Source organism: Pirellula sp. SH-Sr6A (assembly GCF_001610875.1).
Classification (GTDB): domain Bacteria; phylum Planctomycetota; class Planctomycetia; order Pirellulales; family Pirellulaceae; genus JBKCUI01.
Window position 1 is genome coordinate 603832 of the sequence record NZ_CP011272.1, and the last position, 18522, is coordinate 622353.

An 18522-nucleotide genomic window follows, 5' to 3' on the forward strand; every position below is an offset into this window, starting at 1 on the left:
CCGAGAAACACCTCCACATGCGGTTTCCCGCAAGCACAGGAGGAAGCATGGTGTTATAATCGGTAAAAACGGTTGGTATTGGAACGGATCGAAAGGCCTTTGGCTGGAAATGTTCAAGAATCGGTCGTCTGTTCGGTTCGGACCGTTACATTTGAGGCCAACGACCCCATCACGAAGGTTCTCGGAAACGATGATTGCACGCGATTCCCATTTTCTATTCGAGCAAGAGAGCGGCGAGGTGACAACGCTGGCCCGCTCGTGTTGGATTGCGTCCGCGTTCTCCGAGCGGTCTCCCAACAAGATCACCCCCAATGAAGATGCCGTAGCGATAATTCCTTTCGACGAGGAGACCGCAGTGTTCGCCATTGCCGATGGGTGCGGTGGAATGCGAGGCGGGGAGGTGGCAGCCTCCCTTGCGCTGCGTTGTCTGGCCGATTCCGTAGCTTTATGTCGCGACAATCCCCAACAGCTTCGCACCGCGATCCTGGACGGAATTGAGTTAGCCAATCACACCGTGCAGGATCTTAAAATCGGAGCTGCTTGCACCATTGCCGTCGCAGAGTTTCATCAAGGTTGGATCCGAACTTATCACGTTGGCGACTCGACCATTTTGCTTGCCACCAACCGCGGGCGTGTACGCTACCAGTCGATCTGCCACTCGCCGGTAGGTTTTGCCGTTGAAGCCGGGTTCTTGGAACCGAACCAAGCGATGCACCATGAAGACCGTCACCTTGTTTCGAACGTTGTCGGAGACCCGCGAATGCGGATCGAGATGGGGCCTCGGATTGAGATGGGAGTCAAAGACACATTGGTCATTGCAAGCGATGGCTTGTTCGACAATCTAAAGGTTGATGAAGTCGTCGAGAGGATGCGAAAAGGAAGATTGGCCGGATCGCTCCATTCCTTAATCTCCGACGCGCGAATTCGAATGCGGACCGATTCCGACGAACCGTCCAAGCCGGACGACTTGAGCGTCGTCTGCGTCCGCCGAGTCTAGTCGCTCCTGGTCCTTCATCCTTCTTTCTTCGGTGAAGCCGTTTGCTCTGACCATTCAATCGGGCGCACTCGTTTCAATTGGCACGCTCGTTGCATGAGCAGGGGTCTCGTCGGTCTTGACTGCCACTCCCTGACATGCGGGGGCGTCAAGAGTTCCGGTATGTAGTCCATCCGTCTAACGAGGAGAAGCAAGTCATGTCGAATTTTTTCAATGGTGGTTTGGCTCGTTCGATTTCGCCCGAGACACTGGCGGTTGTTGGCAGGGACTTCGACGGATTGTTTGACCAGTTTTTCGGAGCCCAACGTGGACGGGATAGTGAAAGTAGCCGTCCCGAGGGCTTCGTACGAACTCTGCGTGTTCCAACCCACGTTTGGGAAAAAGAGGATCGATTGCATATTGCGGTGGATCTCCCTGGCGTGGGGAAAGACGCCATTTCGTTGACCTTTGAAAACGGAACATTGGTCTTGGAAGCCGAGCGAAAGGCTCCGGAGCTTGGTGAACACAAATCTTGGCACAACAGTCTGCATTATGGCCTATACAAACAAAAAATTGCTGTGGGCGAATCCTACGCACCTGAAACGATCGAAGCGAGCTTCACCGATGGTGTGCTGCACGTCCAGATCGCCAAGCGACCGGAAGTGCAACCGCGCAAGGTGGAAATCAAATAGCATGCGTCCTCTCGCAATCGGGAGCGAGGCTTTTCGACCTTGAGGCTTTCAAGCCCGTGGCAATTCCATTTGCCGCGGGCTTTTTTTGTTCTTCCTTCCTTCCGGCCGATAGTCATCCCCACGTAAGTCCCCTAAACTGGTGGCCTTGATCGACTTGTCCTCTCACTCACGAAGTCGTTTCGACGACATTCTCTAATCGCAGGATTTTTCGTTCCATGATCGTAGGCGTTCCTAAGGAAGTGAAGCAGGATGAGTACCGCGTTGCGATGCTCCCCGTCGGTGTTGAAGAGCTCGTGTCGCGTGGCCACAAGGTGGTCGTTCAAGCCGGGGCTGGTCTCGGTTCTGGATTGGCCGATCACGCCTATTTGCAGGCAGGGGCCGAGTTGGTCGCATCTGGGAGCGACGTCTATCAGCAAGCCGATTTGATTGTGAAGGTCAAGGAGCCGATGCAGTCGGAGTGGGATTACATTAGGAAGGGGCAGGCCCTTTTCACCTACTTTCACTTCGCCGCGGACAAGAAGCTCACCGAGGCTATGGTTCAATCCATGTCGGTTTGCTTCGCTTACGAGACCCTTCGCGATTCGCAGGGGCGACTGTCACTTTTGACGCCGATGAGCGAGGTGGCGGGACGGATGAGTATTCAAGAGGGGGCAAAGTACTTGGAGCGTCCGCAGATGGGACGCGGAATATTGCTAGGGGGCGTTCCGGGCGTCGCTCCGGCCCATATCACCATTCTGGGAGGTGGGATTGTGGGAGCCAATGCGGCCCGCATCGCGGCGGGCTTTCAAGCCGACGTAGCCATTCTCGATGTCAACTTGGACCGACTTCGTTACTTGGATGACGTCATGCCTCCCAATGTGAATGCCCTTTTCAGTGATCGTCACACGATTCGCGAAGAACTGAAGCTGGCCGATCTCGTTATTGGTTCCGTACTCATACCAGGCGCTAAGGCCCCTCACTTGGTACGTAAAGAGGACCTTCGGCTGATGAAGCCAGGGAGCGTTATCATTGATGTAGCCATCGATCAGGGCGGGTGTGTGGAGACCAGTCGGCCGACGACGCACCAGAATCCGACTTATATGGTCGACGATGTTCTCCACTACTGCGTGACCAACATGCCGGGAGCGGTGGGCCGAACCAGCACCTTTGCCCTTTGCAACGTTACATTGCCCTGGGTCTGCACCTTGGCGGACAAAGGCATCCTTTGGGCGATCGAAAATTCCAAGCCTCTTCGGGACGCCCTAAATGTTTGCCACGGCAAGGTGACGAACGAGGCGGTAGCTAATACGTTCGATTTCGAGTACGTGTCTAAACCGTAAGGTCAGGAAATCTGAACCCAATATCGGCGTTATCCGCAAAACCGGATCAAGTCTTACGTGTTTACTGATCCGTGTGTCATGCAACTTCCACAGCTTTGTCGAGCGTGCGGGCGTTGTTTTCGATACACAGATAGCAATCCTGAAATCCGTTACCAAAGTTGCAATGCAAGCATTGCACAGAGCGCGTTGGCTCAGAGATAATAGCGGAAAGACGGTTTTACGACGTTTTCACGGGGGAGTCGCAAGATGAAGCGAACCATGCGTTGGACATTTCTCGCGTTGAGTTTTTCCGTAGCCTTTTGCAGCGCGAAGGCTTCGCACGCTCAATTCCAGACGGGTGGTTTCGGCGGCGGCCAGACAGGGGGATTCGGTGGTGGAGCCGTAGGTGGAACATCTGCGGGTGGAGCGTCGTCTCAATCCCGTCTCCCGGGCTCTTTTGGAGGGCTAGGCGTGACTGGCACTCCGGTCCTTGAGTACAGCCGAATCAATGCCGCTGCACAGTTTGGAATTCCGTCTCAATCGGGAGCTCCCAGCGGGGGCGCGGGCGGAATTGGCGGTGCTGGTGGAATCGGCGGAGCGACGACTGGGTTCGGTGGTGCAGCTGGTGGTTCTCCCTTTGGAGCGAACGCCTTCGGTGGCGGGGCGTCCGGACTGGGAGGTCTCGGAGGAGGGATGGGTGGCCTAGGCGGCGGGCTTGGAGGATTGGGAGGCGGATTCGGTGGAGGCCTCGGCGGACTTGGAGGTATTGGAGGCTTGGGCGGACTCGGAGGCAGTCGAAACCGCAACCAGCTCGGAGGCGGACGAAATGCCAACGGAAAAGGTCAGATTCGAGCGGTAGTTCGTCCCGACATCGAATTCAATCAGAGCGCACGCAACGAGTCCTTCAATACGATCCCAGAGCGGATGGCTCGCTTGCCATTGCCGGAACGGCTGCGGAATATCTCCGCAACCGTCGAATCGGGCGTCGTAGTACTGCGAGGCACCGCGCTTACCGAGTCGGATAAGAGGATGGTGGAGAAGTTGGTGATGCTGGAGCCTGGGGTGACGCAGGTCCAAAATGAGGTGTCAGTCCAGTCCAAGCCGGCTGAGACAATTGAGGCAACGCCCAACCGTTAGCGGGTCCCCCGGGAACTGCGGTTCCAGGTGGATTGACCACATTGGAGTTGTTCCCAGTCGAGGGAATTGGCATCTGAGTGGGAGGAGTGAAGAACGAAGAAACTTGCATCGTCGTTTGCGCTGCAGGTTGAGTTGCTTTGGCTATTTCAGCAATCGCTTGATCGGCCGCTGCCATTCGGGAAGAAATCAATTCTTGATTTGAAGCTAGCGACGTTTCAGCCCCTTGTTCGAATCCCATCCCCGATTGTTGCAACTGTTCGTAAACCGCGACCAGGTCAGGCGTGTTCAATTGTCGTTGAGCCGAACGGTGTGGCAGATTGATCGTTGTAACACCATGCCCTAGAGGCGTCCCACCAAACGATTGTTGCGATGGGGACGATTGCTGCGAGGCAGCGGGGACTGCTTGAGTGGTGGCCGTTGGAGCGCCTACAGGCAGTTGAGCGTTCACCTGCATAATGGTCTTAACATCTGGCTGCACCCGAGTCTTTCCAGGCAGATTGACGGTGGCTGCTGCACCTCGCACCATCTTCCCGTCTTTCGCCACGAAGGTGGGTATGAGCATGATCTTCTTTTCCTCCCCAGGAGCGGCATCCCATGGAATCCAAACGCTGTACGATGCTCCCAGCTGTCCTTCGGAGAAATGGGAAGTCAATTGCTCGGCTGTAAACTTGTACCGTTTGGTAGCCGAACTTAACTCTGGACGTTCTTGTACCCCAAAGCTATCGTCAAATCCGTAGACCATCAACTCGCCGTCCACCGGGATCGCTTGTGTCTTTTCGTTGTAGAAATAGAAGCGACCGCCAAAACCGCGGGTGGGAGCCTTTCCAGGAATTGTCAGAATATCGTAGGTCCAAACGACGTTCATCGCTTGGGGGATCTGATATTCCTTCTTCTTGAACGAAAACCAACTCTTGTCGTCGTCCTTCTTTTTTGTCGATTTCGAGTCGTTCGTTAGCGACGCGCAACCGGTAAAGGAAGCAGCGATTCCAAGAGCGATCCACGCGGTTGGAGTGAGCGTACTTTTCGAAAGCATTTGCATCCCTGCTATGTTTTCTAGTGGCTGGAGCTGATGAAAATGGGGAGGGTGTTCGTCCAACGGAACGCGAATGCGATGACCCGCGTCCCTGCGTCGTTCTAACGGCCTCTGTTATGGAACATTGGTCTTTTACCGGGATGTGGGGGATGCGATCCTCGCATCGGGTCCCATGGGTTGATAGCTGGCCGGAGCGATGGCCCCTGGCTGCATCCCGCCGGCTTGGGGCAACTGATAGGAGGTGTTCTGAAGGGGTGCAGCGGGAGTTACCGCCCCATTCCCGTTCGAGGCGGGAACGTCCTTGAGGATCGATCTTCCGGTTTGAGGATCGAGCATCACCGGTGGCTGTTCTTCCATAATCACTCCTTCGGCTTCACCCATCATGACATTGGGGTTCATGGTTGGATCGAATTCGACGGCGGGCGTCAAGTCAGGAAAGATCACCGGAGAGGCAGCGGGCCCCCAAAGTCCATTTCCTGGCGAAAGACCAACATCGCCATGGATGTTGAGAATGTCAGCCATGCACCAACTCATCCGCGACGATTCTACTTGCTTGATCATGTCGATCTTGGCAGAGTCGTTGGAATTGATCACGCGGGGAGTCATCACAATGAGCAGTTCCGAGCGAGACTCCGCCTCCGATTCGAAGCGGAATAGGGCGCCCGCGACGGGAATGCTCGCCAACCAAGGAATCCGACGGGATCGGCTTGATCGCAATTTGGAAATCAGACCGCCGAGGACCACTGTCTGACCGTCGTAAGCAGTGACGCGTGTTTGTGCAAGAGTCTGGTTGATGATCGGTGAGAGGATCGCTTCACCGTTGGGACCAAATCCGATCGGAACACCATCGTCAATATTCCCCAGACTCGATCGATTGACAGCCACGATCATGTTGATCAAACCGTCTTGATTCGTTCGAGGCTGGATCTGCATGATCAAACCGACAGGCGTATCGGTGATCTGGTTTTGCTGTTGTCCGAATTGGTTTGCTGTCGTTCCTACAATTCGCGGAACCGATTGTCCCACTTGCACAACCGAGATGTTGTTATCAATGGTAAGTAGATTGGGGCGGGACAGAACCTGCACTCGGTTCGCATCCTGCAACGCTCGGAACAAAATGCTGACAGACTCACTCCCTGCCGCCAAGACGAGGCCGCCGTACCCCAATTGGGAGTTCGTGCGTCCAAGTGAGAAGTTTGTCAGACCTTGCCCCGCTACATTTTGGGGACGACCTCGGGTCACCGTATTGTTTAAAGGTGTACCGGTGTTGAACCCGGGGGTTCCCAGCGTTCCACCCGATGCACTTCCACGATCGAATATGAGCGAGTCTTGGATACCGAATTCGTTCCCCATTTCAAAGTTATCATCGAGCGTTACTTCGGCGACCAGCATTTCGACTGCGATCATCGGTTGCTGTCGGTCCAATCGCGTGACAACATCGCGAATTTGCTGTAGGTAGCGCGGAGTCGCGCTGATGATCAAACTGTTGGTCGCAGGCTCGGAAACGATGAACACTTCACGGTCCACTCGCTCAAACAAACTGATCGCTTGCCCGGAGATTAACTGTTGCGTGATCACCTGCCGTTGCGTGTTCAAGAGCTGATTCAACGCCGTCACAACGTCATTGGCGGAACTATTTCGCAACCAAATCACTTCGTTCGATCGCTGTTGACCGCTTTGATCGTCGAGTCGGTACAACAACGCTTCGATGACTTCCAAGTCCGAGGCGGAACCGGAAGCGATGATCGAGTTGGTTCTCGCGTCCGTCGTGACGCGAAGTGGAATCAATGAGCTGTCGCCACCGCTGGTCAGTGCGGCCAAGTTTTGCAAACCGACGGTTGCTGCGTTCGTTGTCGCGGTGCCTGCCGTTGCAGGGAGCCCGAAAACTTGTTGCAGGGTCAACGCGAGACTGGTCGCATCACCGTTCATCACGGGAAAAACTTTGATCCTCGCATCGGCACTCGGTAGTTGATCCAATTGTTCGATCAAAGCAGCGACGAGAGGCATGCTCTTCGCCGGTGCCCGAACGACCAACGCGTTAATGCTGGGACTGGTGGTGATCACCACACCGGCCAGAATGCCCGATTCGATATCGGGACCTTTCCCTTCACGAGGCGAGATCGAGATCTTTCCGCTCGGAGTCGATGCCCTAGAGGAGGTAGCGCCCCCTTGATTGCCGCCCCCCTGACCTCCACCTTGTCCGCCAGTTCCACCGGTCGCTTGACCACTGATGGCGGTCGAGAGAATAGGTTGCAGTTCTGATGCGACAGCGTTCTTGATTGGGAAAACGCGGATTTGACTTTCTGCCGGCGACGTTTCGACGTCGATCTCACCGATCAACTTGCTCACTTCGGTTTGATCACGAGGAGATGCCTGCACAATCAGTGCGTTGGTGCGGTAGTCGGCGACTACTTTGATGCGAGGTGCTAGACCTGTCGTTGCGGCAGCTCCACCGCCCCCCGTAGCTCCGGTCCCCGTTTCGCTAAAGAAGTTTCGAATGAGCAACTCGGCATCCACAGATGAGGTGTGCAGCAGTTTGTAGACCTTCAACTGACTATTGGGATCAAGCGGTTGGTCCAGCTTAGTGATCAAATCGATCAAGCCAGTCATCGCATCTTTTCGACCGATCAGAAGCAGCGAATTCGGCTGTCCCAGCGGGGTGATGCTAACTTGACCTTGTCGAGGTGCAAACACGGTCGTATTGATGTCGTTGATGATCACCGACAAGGCTTGGCTGTTCACGTGCTGCAGCGGAACCAACTCAATGTCTGGCTGAGTTTCTTTGCTCTGATTCTTGATCTTCTCGATCACTTCCAAGACGCGTTCAACGTCTTTCTTGCTCCCTTTGACGATCACCAATCCCATCTCGTTCACGAACGAGATATCGACATCACCGATCAAGCCCGTTCCTGAGCTAAGCGCATCGGGCGAACCGATCACCGTCGCTTGATCGTTCTGGCCTCGCCCTGGCAGTTGGGCAACGCCAGTTTCATCTTCTTGGGGAGGCTGTCCATCTTGCTGGTAGCTTGCAAAGCGAACGAGTTGGACAGCGCGTTCAATCCTCTCAGGCGTCGCAGGATTGATGGGGATGATTTGAGTGGGCCGATTGGGATCGGCCTGTCCCAAATCGATGGCAGCGATGACCTGGTTCCAAGCCATGACGTTGGCGGGCGTTCCAGCGAGCTTCACCGTATTGGTATTTCGCTCGATCTGCATCAGTTCCTGGGGCCCATTGGCGGTCAGCAAACGAAGGCTGGCGACCCCGTTTCCAACTTCAACGACGTTTAACTTATTTCCTGCCAATCGATTGATGGCATCTTCCAACTGCTTCGCATTGATCTTCTGAAGTCGGAAATTCGACTGCTGAATCGTAGGAGGCAGTTTGGCACCGCCGGAAGCGGTCGGAGATTGGGACTTGATCGAAGCGATTGTTTGCGCGATCTGCTGCTGCACACCCTCAGGGGCCAACACCATCAACCGGCCCGAACCGGGTTCGGTGCTGATTCGAATTCGCTTCTCGGCGGCATATTGCAACTGAAGCTGAGCCGCGAGGGACCCGGACGTTTCGGGCGGTACATCATAGATCTGGAGCTTGCCGTCGCTGTTCGCAGATGCCACAACTCCGTTGGCACCTGGTAGATTGGAGGCCGCGCCCGCGCCGGTTTGGGCAATCCGATTGCTGGGATTCGTTTGGGCGGTCGAGCGAGTTACAACCGTAGCGGACGCCAGAATCGCGACGGAGTAGCTAGCAAATCTCAGGAGGAATCTCTTTTTCACGTGCCGTTTCCTTCGTTTGAATGGACTGCAAGCCCTTTGCGCAGCTCGCTTCAATCCGATTGATCGGAATTTTGGGCAAACCCACTTCAAACAAAACAAACTTCCTTGCCGTTAAAATTTAACCATTCCGAACTCACGCTCTTCCCTCCCTTCTTCATCTCCCGCAATCCCCCACCCATTCCACCATGCATCGCACTCTGTCCATACTCGCCCTCTCCGTTATCGCGTTTCACTCTGGATTCGCTTCGGCGGCCCCGCCGAATCCGCTCCCCAATACATCCGCCCTTTCCATGGACGGAGATATCGCCGATCAGATGATCACAGGGATTCACACCTTCCTCGATCGGCAGCTCGCGGAACAGCGAGCGAATCGATTGCGGTCATGGCCCAAACCGAGTTCGCCAACTTCTACTCCACTTGAGTTGCAGTCGGAGTATCTCGCCGCGACCAAGCCGCTGCGTGAGTCGCTCGCCTATCGGATTGGAATTCGGGAACCGCGTTCCGCCGAGCCCCAGTTAAGAGTTGAAGGTCCGTGGCCTGTGCCACCGAACGATCGCACTGACTCTGGTTTTCGTTTCTCGTCTGTTTGTTGGAACGTCTTCGAAGATGTCATTGTCCATGGGATTTGCATCACCCCCCCTTCCCCAAAAGCCCCCTCCTCGCAGGCGATCGTGATCGCCATCCCCGATGCGGAGCAATCCCCGGAACAGCTTTGTGGGCACGGGCCTGATTCGAGTGCGTACGCACTCGATTTGGCGCGAGCAGGCGTTCACGTTTTTGTGCCCGAAGTTATCCAACGAATCGCTGAGCCTCGGCAAAAGCGATCTGTCTTAACGGATCAAGAGTTTCTCTATCGATCCTCCTTCGTACTGGGGCGTCATCCGCTCGGTTACCAAGTCCAGACCATACAGTCCCTTATCGATGGTGTTCGACAAAAGTTCCCGGAAGCCCGTATCGGCTTGACCGGCTGGGGAGAAGGCGGTTGGATTGCGCTGCATGCGGCGGCATTGGATGATCGAGTCCAATCGGTAGTCGTTTCAGGCCACTTTCAGTCGCGAGAAGGAATCTGGCAGGAGCCGATTCATCGCAACGTGCAGGGGCTATTGCGCCAGCATGGGGACGCAGAGCTAGCTGCTCTCGTTGCTCCTCGTCACCTCCTCGTCGACGCAATCCCTGGCCCGACTGTCGTGGTTTCAGGTCAAGGTGCGGCACCTGGTTCATTGAAAGGGCCAGTCACCGAGAAGGTCAAAGAAGAATGGATACGTGCAGAAGCTTTGGTTGACGCTTGGGGATTAAAGGACTCGCTTGAGAGAATCGAACCCTCGCATCCACCGAGGCCAACATCGAATCGAGTTGGTCAGCCATCCCAAGATGCTCTCAATCGATTCCTGGAACTTCTCAACATGCAACCCCACGCTCTCGTTGAAGCGCCCCCTCTCCAGCAGCCTTTTCATACCGCGGAAGAGAGACGAAAGCGAACTCTCGCGACATGGGATCGCCATCAACAACGTGTCCTAGAACTTGTCCACTTAGAGCGAGCCGAGTACTGGAAGAATCTTCGGACCAAGTCTCTTGCAGAGTTCGAATCCACTGTCAGACCCTATCGCGAGGACTTTCGGAACGAGGTCATCGGAGCATGGGAGATTTCCAAACTAACTCCCCGCCCTCGAAGCCGATACGTGAAGAGCATCGATGGTATTGCCGAGTATGAAGTGGTTCTCGACCTCTTCGAAAACGTTTTTGCTTACGGCAAGTTGCTCATTCCCACCGAACCGCTGGAGGCATGGACCGCTGCCGACTCGGGAACCATCACGAAGACAAAGCGTCCATGCGTCGTGTTTCAGCACGGGCTGGAGGGTCGTCCCGATGACACGATCACAGGGGATCATCCCGCCTATCACGATGTATCGATGCAGCTCGCACGCCAGGGTTACATTGTTTTTGCACCCCAAAACCTATATCTATTTGAAGACCGGTTCCGCGAGTTGCAGCGCAAGAGCAATCCGTTGGGGAAGACGCTTTTTTCGACGATGGTTTCTCAACACGAGGTAATCGTGGACTGGTTAAAAACGATTCCGATTCTCGATTCCGAACGAATCGCGTTTTATGGACTTTCGTATGGCGGCAAGAGTGCGATGCGTATCCCCGCGCTTATCCCTGGTTATTGCCTTTCGATTTGCTCTGCGGATTTCAACGATTGGGTATGGAAAAACACTTCGACGAACAGCCCCTACAGCTACGTGTGGACCAAAGAGTACGAGATCTTCGAATTTGATCTTGGACCCAAGTTCAATTACGCCGAGATGGCAACGCTCATCGCACCGCGCCCGTTTATGGTGGAGCGAGGGCATTTTGATGGCGTCGCACCCGATGATCGCGTCGGTGCCGAGTTTGCGAAGGTCAATCACATTTACTCAGCCTTGCTGAAGCACCCGGACCGAGCTCGAATCGAATGGTTCCCAGGTCCCCATACGATCCACGGAAAAGGAACATTCGAGTTCCTTCGGCAACACTTGAAGCCTTGAACGCGATTTGCTTTGGAACCTTTATCAGGGCGAGACTATTCCATCGGCTTGAGGGATGGATCCAATTGAATCGCCGTTTCCATGTCTCTTTCCGCTTGATCGTTATCCCCCACCGCTTGATAGGCATAGCTGCGATTTTGGAATGCCCACGCGTACTCGGGTTCTCGTTGAATGAGCTGTGAGTAAGCCTCAATCGCATCTAGATACCGACCCGCAACATGAGCTTTGTAAGCTCGGTTACTGAGCCATGTAACAGACCATGGACACCAAACGCAGAACATTAGCGACGCTGCCAAGAGAGTTCCTGCCGTTATGACCGCCAAAACGCGATAAGGTCGGAGCGTGCATGCCGCAGCGATGCTCGCACCGAAAAAGATGCCAGAGAAATGGGAAGCATTGCCAACCTCCCAAATATCTGCCAGGCTCAAAGAAAGGCAAACAAAAAGCCATCCGACAAACAACCATATGGTATTGGCGGGAAGTACTTCCTCGAACAGCGTGTACTTCCCTCGCGCCACCCACATAAACCCGAAAAACGCGTAGACGACCCCCGAAGCACCAATACCGGTCGAATCCGACAGCGCCAATTCGAATGACGAGCTCACGAAAGCGGATATCGCGAAAAACAAAAGAAAAAGCAGCGATCCAATCGATCGTTCCAGCCGACTGCCGAGGACCCAAAGCCAGTAAACGTTGAGAGCCAGATGCCAGATCTCAATGTGCACAAAGGCGGACGTTATCAGTGCCCAATACTGACCGTCCCAAATCGCGTGCGCGGGCAGGTAGCCAAATTGGGAAAGACGGTCCCACGTGTTCGCGTCTTCCGCAGCCCCAAGTCCAAGAAAGACCCCAACACAAATCAAGCAACTGACGCCGGTCACCCAAGACGACAGAATAGAATCGGAGCTCGAACTCGGTTCCGATTCAGTCAGCGCGTCCTGGTTAAGCATTGCATCGCTCATGAGGGGTCTCCTCCGTGCGCGAACATCGGTGTAACGCCTGGTAACGAACAATGCAATGCTTCGGGCATGATGGTGGGCTCACATGGAGGATATCTGTTTCGACGAGGTTACGATCCTAGACTGACTTGCCAAATCCCTCTCGACCTCATTTAACTATCCGCTTTGTCGCGGGCGAGTTGTTGGAGACCTCGGAGATCGAGTTTGCCTGTCCCCAAAATGGGAATCGCGTCGACGCGGATAAAACTATCAGGGGAAGGGATGAACAGATTCGGAAGTCCCATACTGGACAGTTCTTTGCAAATCTCGGCGGGTGTCTTGGAGATCTCGGTATGTAGAACAACCAAGCGTTCCCCCTTCTTTTCATCGGGGACCCCAGCAACGCCGACATTCAAAACTCCTTCGTTGTCTCCAACGATTTGGAGAATCGCTTCCTCGACTTGAATATGTGGAACCATTTCTCCGCCGATCTTCGAAAAGCGGCTTTGGCGACCGGTGATGAACACAAATCCATCTTCGTCGATGTATCCCACGTCACCCGTGGTGTACCAACCGTCGTGGAGAACCTTTTCCGTCAGTTCCGGTTGATGAAGATAGCCGCTCATGATGTTCGGCCCCTTGATCTGGATCATTCCTGTTTCCATGGTTTGCAGGGGGTGTCCATCATCGAGCGAGACAACGCGAGCAGATACTCCAGGGATCGGGCGTCCCACCGAGCCCTCGCGGAGTCCACCATCGCGGTCGTTGGTCTGCGCTCGTCCGCGAGGCAGATTGACGCAAGCCACGGGGCTCGTTTCGGTTGCACCGTAGCCTTCGGTAGGCCGAATCCCAAACACCTTCTCGAACGCTCCGAACAAATCGGCCGGCATCTTCTCAGCCCCCACGACGACAACTTCCAACGACTTGAACTGCTCCGGTTCGACGCGTCGAATGTAACTGCGTAAGAAGGTCGGCGTTCCGAGCAATACAGTCGAGCGATTGGATTGGACGAGTTTTCCAATCTGCCTAGGTTCCAATGGGTTGAAGTGGTAAGAAGCGGACGACGGGAGCGTCAACGCCCCCCAGAGGGTTACGGTGAAACCGAACGAATGAAAGAAGGGGAGAATGCCTAGAAAATCATCGCTTTCCAGTACGCGAATGTACTTGTCGAAGCCTTGGACATTCGAAGCAACATTCAGCAAAGTCAAGGGAACGCCTTTCGGGTTTCCCGTCGAACCTGAAGTAAAAATGACGGTTAGCAAATCATCCGGTTTGCATTCATCGAGCTTGAGTTTGCGATACAGCATGAACGAGGGTAACGCGCGTGCATAGAGGAGTGCCGAAAGCTTGTCCCCCATGTTCGCTTTCTCTCGAATGTCTTCGAGGTAAATCAGTTTCGCGTTTGGTTTGATCCCGAATTTCTCAATGACTTTGGTACTGGTGAGAACCGTTTTAATCCCAGCTTGCTCGATGCAGTTATTGATCGTCGCTTCGGAAACGGTGTAGTTCAAATTGACGGCTACTCGGCGTCCCAATCCCAGGGCAAGGTTCACGACCGCTCCTGGGACAGTCGGAGGAAAAAGAACTCCGACAAACTTCTCGTCGCGCGCCAGCGCCTCCCGTTCCAATACCCGTTTGAGGACCAATGTCCGTAGGAGCAAATCATTTCCAGACAAGGAGATCCCCGTGGAATCGGAAATCTTCTTCTTGGCTCCTTTCTCGCGACAGCGACGAATGAACAGTTTGAAAAGATTCCAGTCCCAAGGTTGATCGTGTGGTGTGACCGAGATTGCCGGCTTGGACATAAAAAGACTCTTCAACAGGTGAGGATGCTGGGGCGCGGAGCAATATATCGCATTTCCGGGATCGAAATGCCAGATGGTAACCCTTGTCCCGGTAACAGATTCTATTCCGAGCTGCGTAAATACTTGATCAAATTCGCGATTTGCTGGGCATCGAGGGATTTTTCGAAACCATCCGGCATGAGTGACAGGTTCGATTCCTTTTCCTCCGCGATTCGGCTTCGCTCAATCGCTCGAATACGACCGTCGGTTCCAATGATCTCAATAGATTGGTCCGTCTCGCGGACTTTCAATCCTGATAGGATCTCGTCGTCCTCCGTTCGGTAGCTGACTCGTTTGTATTTGGTATCCACCGAACGGCTTGGATCGATAATCGACGTGACCCATGCGTCATTGGTCCAATGGTTCAAGCCCGTTAGAGGGGGACCAATCGCTGGGATCTTCTCCCCTCCTAATTCTCGTTCTGCGTGACAGGCAGCGCAGTGCTGCAGAAAGAGAGCTTTGCCTGACTCGCGATCGGTTTCCTTTGGCCAGTTCCCGATGAGGGAGGCGATGATCTCTTGTCGATTGGTCCGGTCATCGGGGCCAAACAAGGTGAGAACACGTTTCTTGATCTCAGGATCCGGTTGTTCTCGAAGACTCTCAATTTGACTTGGAAGAATTTGGTCGATCGAAATCTCTCGAGCGATCGCTCGATCCAGCCACCAGAGCGCTGATTTCGGCCGCGACAGGAAAGTCGCCGCGACACGCTGGTTCCAATCGCTTTGGGGGCTCGATTGTTGAATCATCGAACTCCAATAGCCTTTCCCTTGCTCCAGTAGCCGACTCAATATTTCATCGGAGAACGATTGGTCTGATTGCGTCGAAGCTAACTCGAGAAGCGATTCCCGTTCTTTGGTTTCAGCCTCTGATAGGGAGTTCCAATAGAAATCGAGAGCGGCCAACCGAGTATCCCGATTTGCTGTGGCCGAATGCAAGGCACTTTTGGCATCCACTTTCAATCGAGCATACAGATCCAGTTCTTCTTGTTTGGCATTCTTTTGATTCGAACGGTTCCGCTGTGCAATGAGATAGTGCCAGGCGGGACGATCTCCGCGATAGTTGCGTATGGTATCCACAAGCTCCGACTGCATGCGGGTTGAGATACGGGGCATCAACCTATCCACGATCTTCGTGAGCAAGACGTCGGATCGATTGAGCAAGGCTTGCGTGAGAGTATCGACCCGAGCATCGGGCACGAAGATCGCCAATGTATCCCAACCAGCGACCTTCGTATGCAACGCCAGCAATTCTGCTAACTGGGCCGGTTGGACCGCTGGGCTATGGAGCGAAGCGAGGAACAAGTGTTTGGTGTGAGCGGGCGAACTCACCACATCTTCCCGTCTGCATAGGAGTCCCAAGGACGCATCGATTCCCGGCCTGGAGAGTTTTTCTCTCGCGACCGTTCGCAACGCATAGTCGACAAGGCCCGCCTCAGGAGCAGATAAAACGGTTGCCCAATCGTCATCATTCAAAGCGCCGAGATAGTGCAGCATGTTGAAAATTCGAAGTCGCGCCTTGGCGTTGGCCGCCGACCGCAGCTCCATTTTCAATTGGTCCTTTAACTCAGGACGTTCTTCGGCATACCACAGCATCTGTTGCTGGGCCATTTCCGCCACGGTCTGATTGTCGTTCCCGAGAAGGCCGATCCATTCGGATGTCGATCGCTTCATTCCATGGAAATTCTGGAGCGGAGCGGGCTTGAAATCTTCGCGGTAGACTCGATACAGACGCCCACGGTCTTGACCGGCACGCACATCGAGTCGAGCAAGCCATTCCTCGGGAATCCAAGTGGGATGTTCGATGACACGGCGGTACATGTCGACGACCCACACCGTTCCATCCGGCGCGTTGACAACGCGAACGGGCCGGAACCAGGGATCATCGCTGCGTACCCATTCGGATTGTGCATCTTCGGGGAAACGAGTCGCTTTGAAACTCACGCCGTCCGGTTTCATTTGAAATCGTGCCACGAGATTATGGACGCTTTCACAAACGATTGCGGCTCCTTGCATGCCGTCCCCCGAACCAGGGCTCGAGTTGAATATGGTGCTGCATGCCGATGTGAATCGATTCGCCGTGTAGGGGTCATTGAAACGATCGAGAGGCAGACTAAGCGGAAAGACTTGGGGGGTGCTAGGAGGATTGGTGACGTATTGATAAAGGGATCTGGGGAGGGGTGTGTTCCCTTCTTTCCAAAATCGGTCGATGGTGAAGTGGTAGATGGGATGACTGTTGTTATTGCCAAACCAATTGCCCCAAGCGTCTTGGCTGCGAATGAACTGTGTCTCTCCCGATTCTTGCGTCAAGGTCCGTCGATCGGGATCCAGTGCCAGATCCACTCCTTCCACGGAAACGGTTTCTGTCGATCCGTCCAATTTGTGGAGGAGAACTTCCCGTGCTCCATCCCCGGCTCCAAAGTAAAGTCGATGGTCCAAACCATAGGTAAACCCGTATACACGGTGTTGCGGATTAGTTTCCGGAAAGCCGGATAGAATGACATCACGTTCGTCTGCTTTCCCATCGCCATCCCGATCGCGTGCGAAGAAGACTTCCGGTGCGCACGCAACGATCACCCCATCTCTCCAGGCTTGCACGCCCGCTGGGAAGTCCAGATTATCCAAGAAGACATGGCTTTCATCGAGCGTTCCATCCCCGTCATTGTCGCGCAGCCACTTCACGCGTCCGCGTCTCTCGCCCCCGCTGGGATAATCCCCCATTTCCACGATCCAAACGCGACCATCGGGTCCGAAGCTCACGTTGATCGGATCTTCAACCAGCGGTTCGGCGGCTAGCTGATCCACTCGCCATCCTGTTGGAACCTGAATATTTCTGAGGCCTTCTTCTGCGGAAAGCGGTTGCTCCATCGACCGCTTTTGACGCTGCAGATCGAGCACTGCTCGGACCCATTTATCTTCTGTTCCCGATACCCAGCGACCCGGTTGGTTGTAATACAACATGGAACTGTCCACTTCGTAGCCCCCTTCGGAACGCACTCGCTCCGAAGCAACGTAAGCGAAGACGTCGTCGGTGTAGGCGGCTACCCAAACATTCGCAAATTGATTCAATTCCCGTTCAAAGCGAATTTGAAAATCCACCACGACTTCGCCGCCGAGGAAGATCCAAGCCAATTCGTTGCCAAAGGTCCAGAGATGGGCTGGCGCTGGATACGATTCCGGGATGCGATCCTTCTTTTTCAGAATGTCCTGCATCGACTTCGCAAAATTTCTTTCTTGATAGGTTTTGCTCTCCAGCATCTCCTGAAGCTTGTTGCGACTGGGCCGTTCAAACTCAAGCCCTGTGTAGGCAAAGGTGACCGTCGTCGGTGCAGGGACTTGTTTTAATTCGCTTTGAAGACCACGCAGAACGGAGTCCGCCAGTTCCTTGCCGTGGGCTTTTGCGTTTTCATAGCTGCCTCGTGGATTGGGATTTGCATCGGCACCTGTACCGATAATGGGGAGGGCGATGGCCCCTTTCCAATCCGTTTCGATTGCAGTGGCTGCGAGCCCTGCCCAATCCGCGCTGACTTGGTTCAAATCCGGTGAAATCGTGGTGCAATGGCATGCATATTGAAATGCAACGGCGAGCGGGCTTCCATCCTCTCTCGTAACCTTGAGAATTCGCACCGTTTGGTCCACTGGCCCGTCGTTGGATTCGGTGGATCCTACGACCGAGGCAGACTTCACGTTGCGGCGATTCTTCGCAAAACCTGCGTGATCGTCTCCATGCTGCACGATCGCGGCAGCTCGACGCTCCCAAGCCCCTTTCATGGCGGCTTTGGTTTTCTCTACGACCATCGCCGTGTAACGTTTGGTCGCCTCGACTTCATCGGGAGTTTGCGGGACGGTGTAAAGGTTCGTAATCGCGCCATCCAAGTGAGGGGCGGAGTGCGAATGGGTTGTGCAGATCGCGATTTCGGCTCTGGCTATTTTGAATTCTCGTTCGGCGTACGCCGTGATTTGATCGGTCATTGCTGGAGCGATTCCGATCGCGTCCAAGGAAACCAACATAAGCGGCTTGCTACCGGAGTGTTCGAGATAGAGAGCTCGGACGTGTAAGGGATCCGCCACAGCGGACGTCGACTGAGTGCGGACTGCGTAACCGCTCAAGCGGACCGGTTCGGTTGGAGTGATCTCTTCCTTGGCAGCACCGGCAAGCCACTTCTCCGCTGCGGTCACAGCGGGAATCGGGAATGAAATCGCTAGCAGCAAGATCGACAGAGCAAACGGCAGGGATTTCGAAAGGGCGGGGTGGGAGCGACAGACCTGTCGCAGGTGGGAATCAGGCATCGTATCTTCCTTCATGAAA

The 18522-nt window shown here is 54.5% G+C and carries 9 protein-coding genes; 5 read left to right on the forward strand and 4 right to left on the reverse strand.

Features of this window, described 5'->3' with window-relative positions; translation table 11 throughout:
* Positions 1-190 precede the first annotated feature (190 nt).
* The 4 genes from VN12_RS02225 to VN12_RS26570 all read left to right on the forward strand — a co-directional run bounded on the left by VN12_RS02225 (position 191) and on the right by VN12_RS26570 (position 4100).
* A complete protein-coding gene (locus tag VN12_RS02225) occupies positions 191-997 on the forward strand; it encodes a PP2C family protein-serine/threonine phosphatase (protein ID WP_168164157.1) in 807 nt (268 codons plus the stop codon).
* A gap of 194 nt (positions 998-1191) precedes the next feature.
* A complete protein-coding gene (locus tag VN12_RS02230) occupies positions 1192-1665 on the forward strand; it encodes an Hsp20/alpha crystallin family protein (protein WP_168164158.1) in 474 nt (157 codons plus the stop codon).
* Positions 1666-1880: 215 nt separating this feature from the next.
* On the forward strand, positions 1881-2984 hold the full coding sequence (ald, locus tag VN12_RS02235) for an alanine dehydrogenase (protein ID WP_146675308.1): 1104 nt from the start codon (positions 1881-1883) through the stop codon (positions 2982-2984).
* 258 nt (positions 2985-3242) lie between these two features.
* Entirely contained in the window at positions 3243-4100 is an 858-nt protein-coding gene (locus tag VN12_RS26570) for a BON domain-containing protein (RefSeq protein WP_146675309.1), read from the forward strand.
* A gap of 1165 nt (positions 4101-5265) precedes the next feature.
* Here the strand turns inward: VN12_RS26570 and VN12_RS02245 are convergent.
* Positions 5266-8910 (reverse strand): secretin N-terminal domain-containing protein, encoded by a 3645-nt coding sequence (locus VN12_RS02245; RefSeq protein WP_146675310.1) that lies wholly within the window; start codon positions 8908-8910, stop codon positions 5266-5268.
* Between the two features lie 185 nt (positions 8911-9095).
* Here VN12_RS02245 and VN12_RS02250 point away from each other — a divergent pair, with 185 nt between their 5' ends.
* The gene (locus VN12_RS02250; protein ID WP_146675311.1) at positions 9096-11435 is read left to right on the forward strand and encodes a dienelactone hydrolase family protein; all 2340 of its coding nucleotides are present in this window, start codon (positions 9096-9098) and stop codon (positions 11433-11435) included.
* Between the two features lie 35 nt (positions 11436-11470).
* On the opposite strand, the gene VN12_RS02255 is transcribed toward VN12_RS02250, so the two are convergent.
* The 3 genes from VN12_RS02255 to VN12_RS02265 form a co-directional block, all read right to left on the reverse strand.
* Entirely contained in the window at positions 11471-12397 is a 927-nt protein-coding gene (locus VN12_RS02255) for a rhomboid family intramembrane serine protease (RefSeq protein WP_146675312.1), read from the reverse strand.
* A 149-nt stretch (positions 12398-12546) separates the two neighbouring features.
* Complete coding sequence (locus VN12_RS02260; protein ID WP_146675313.1) at positions 12547-14178, reverse strand: AMP-binding protein; 1632 nt, start codon at positions 14176-14178, stop codon at positions 12547-12549.
* A 101-nt stretch (positions 14179-14279) separates the two neighbouring features.
* Positions 14280-18503 carry a neutral/alkaline non-lysosomal ceramidase N-terminal domain-containing protein gene (locus VN12_RS02265; protein WP_168164159.1) on the reverse strand — a complete coding sequence of 1408 codons (4224 nt, stop codon included), beginning with the start codon at positions 18501-18503 and terminating at the stop codon, positions 14280-14282.
* Positions 18504-18522: the final 19 nt, after the last annotated feature.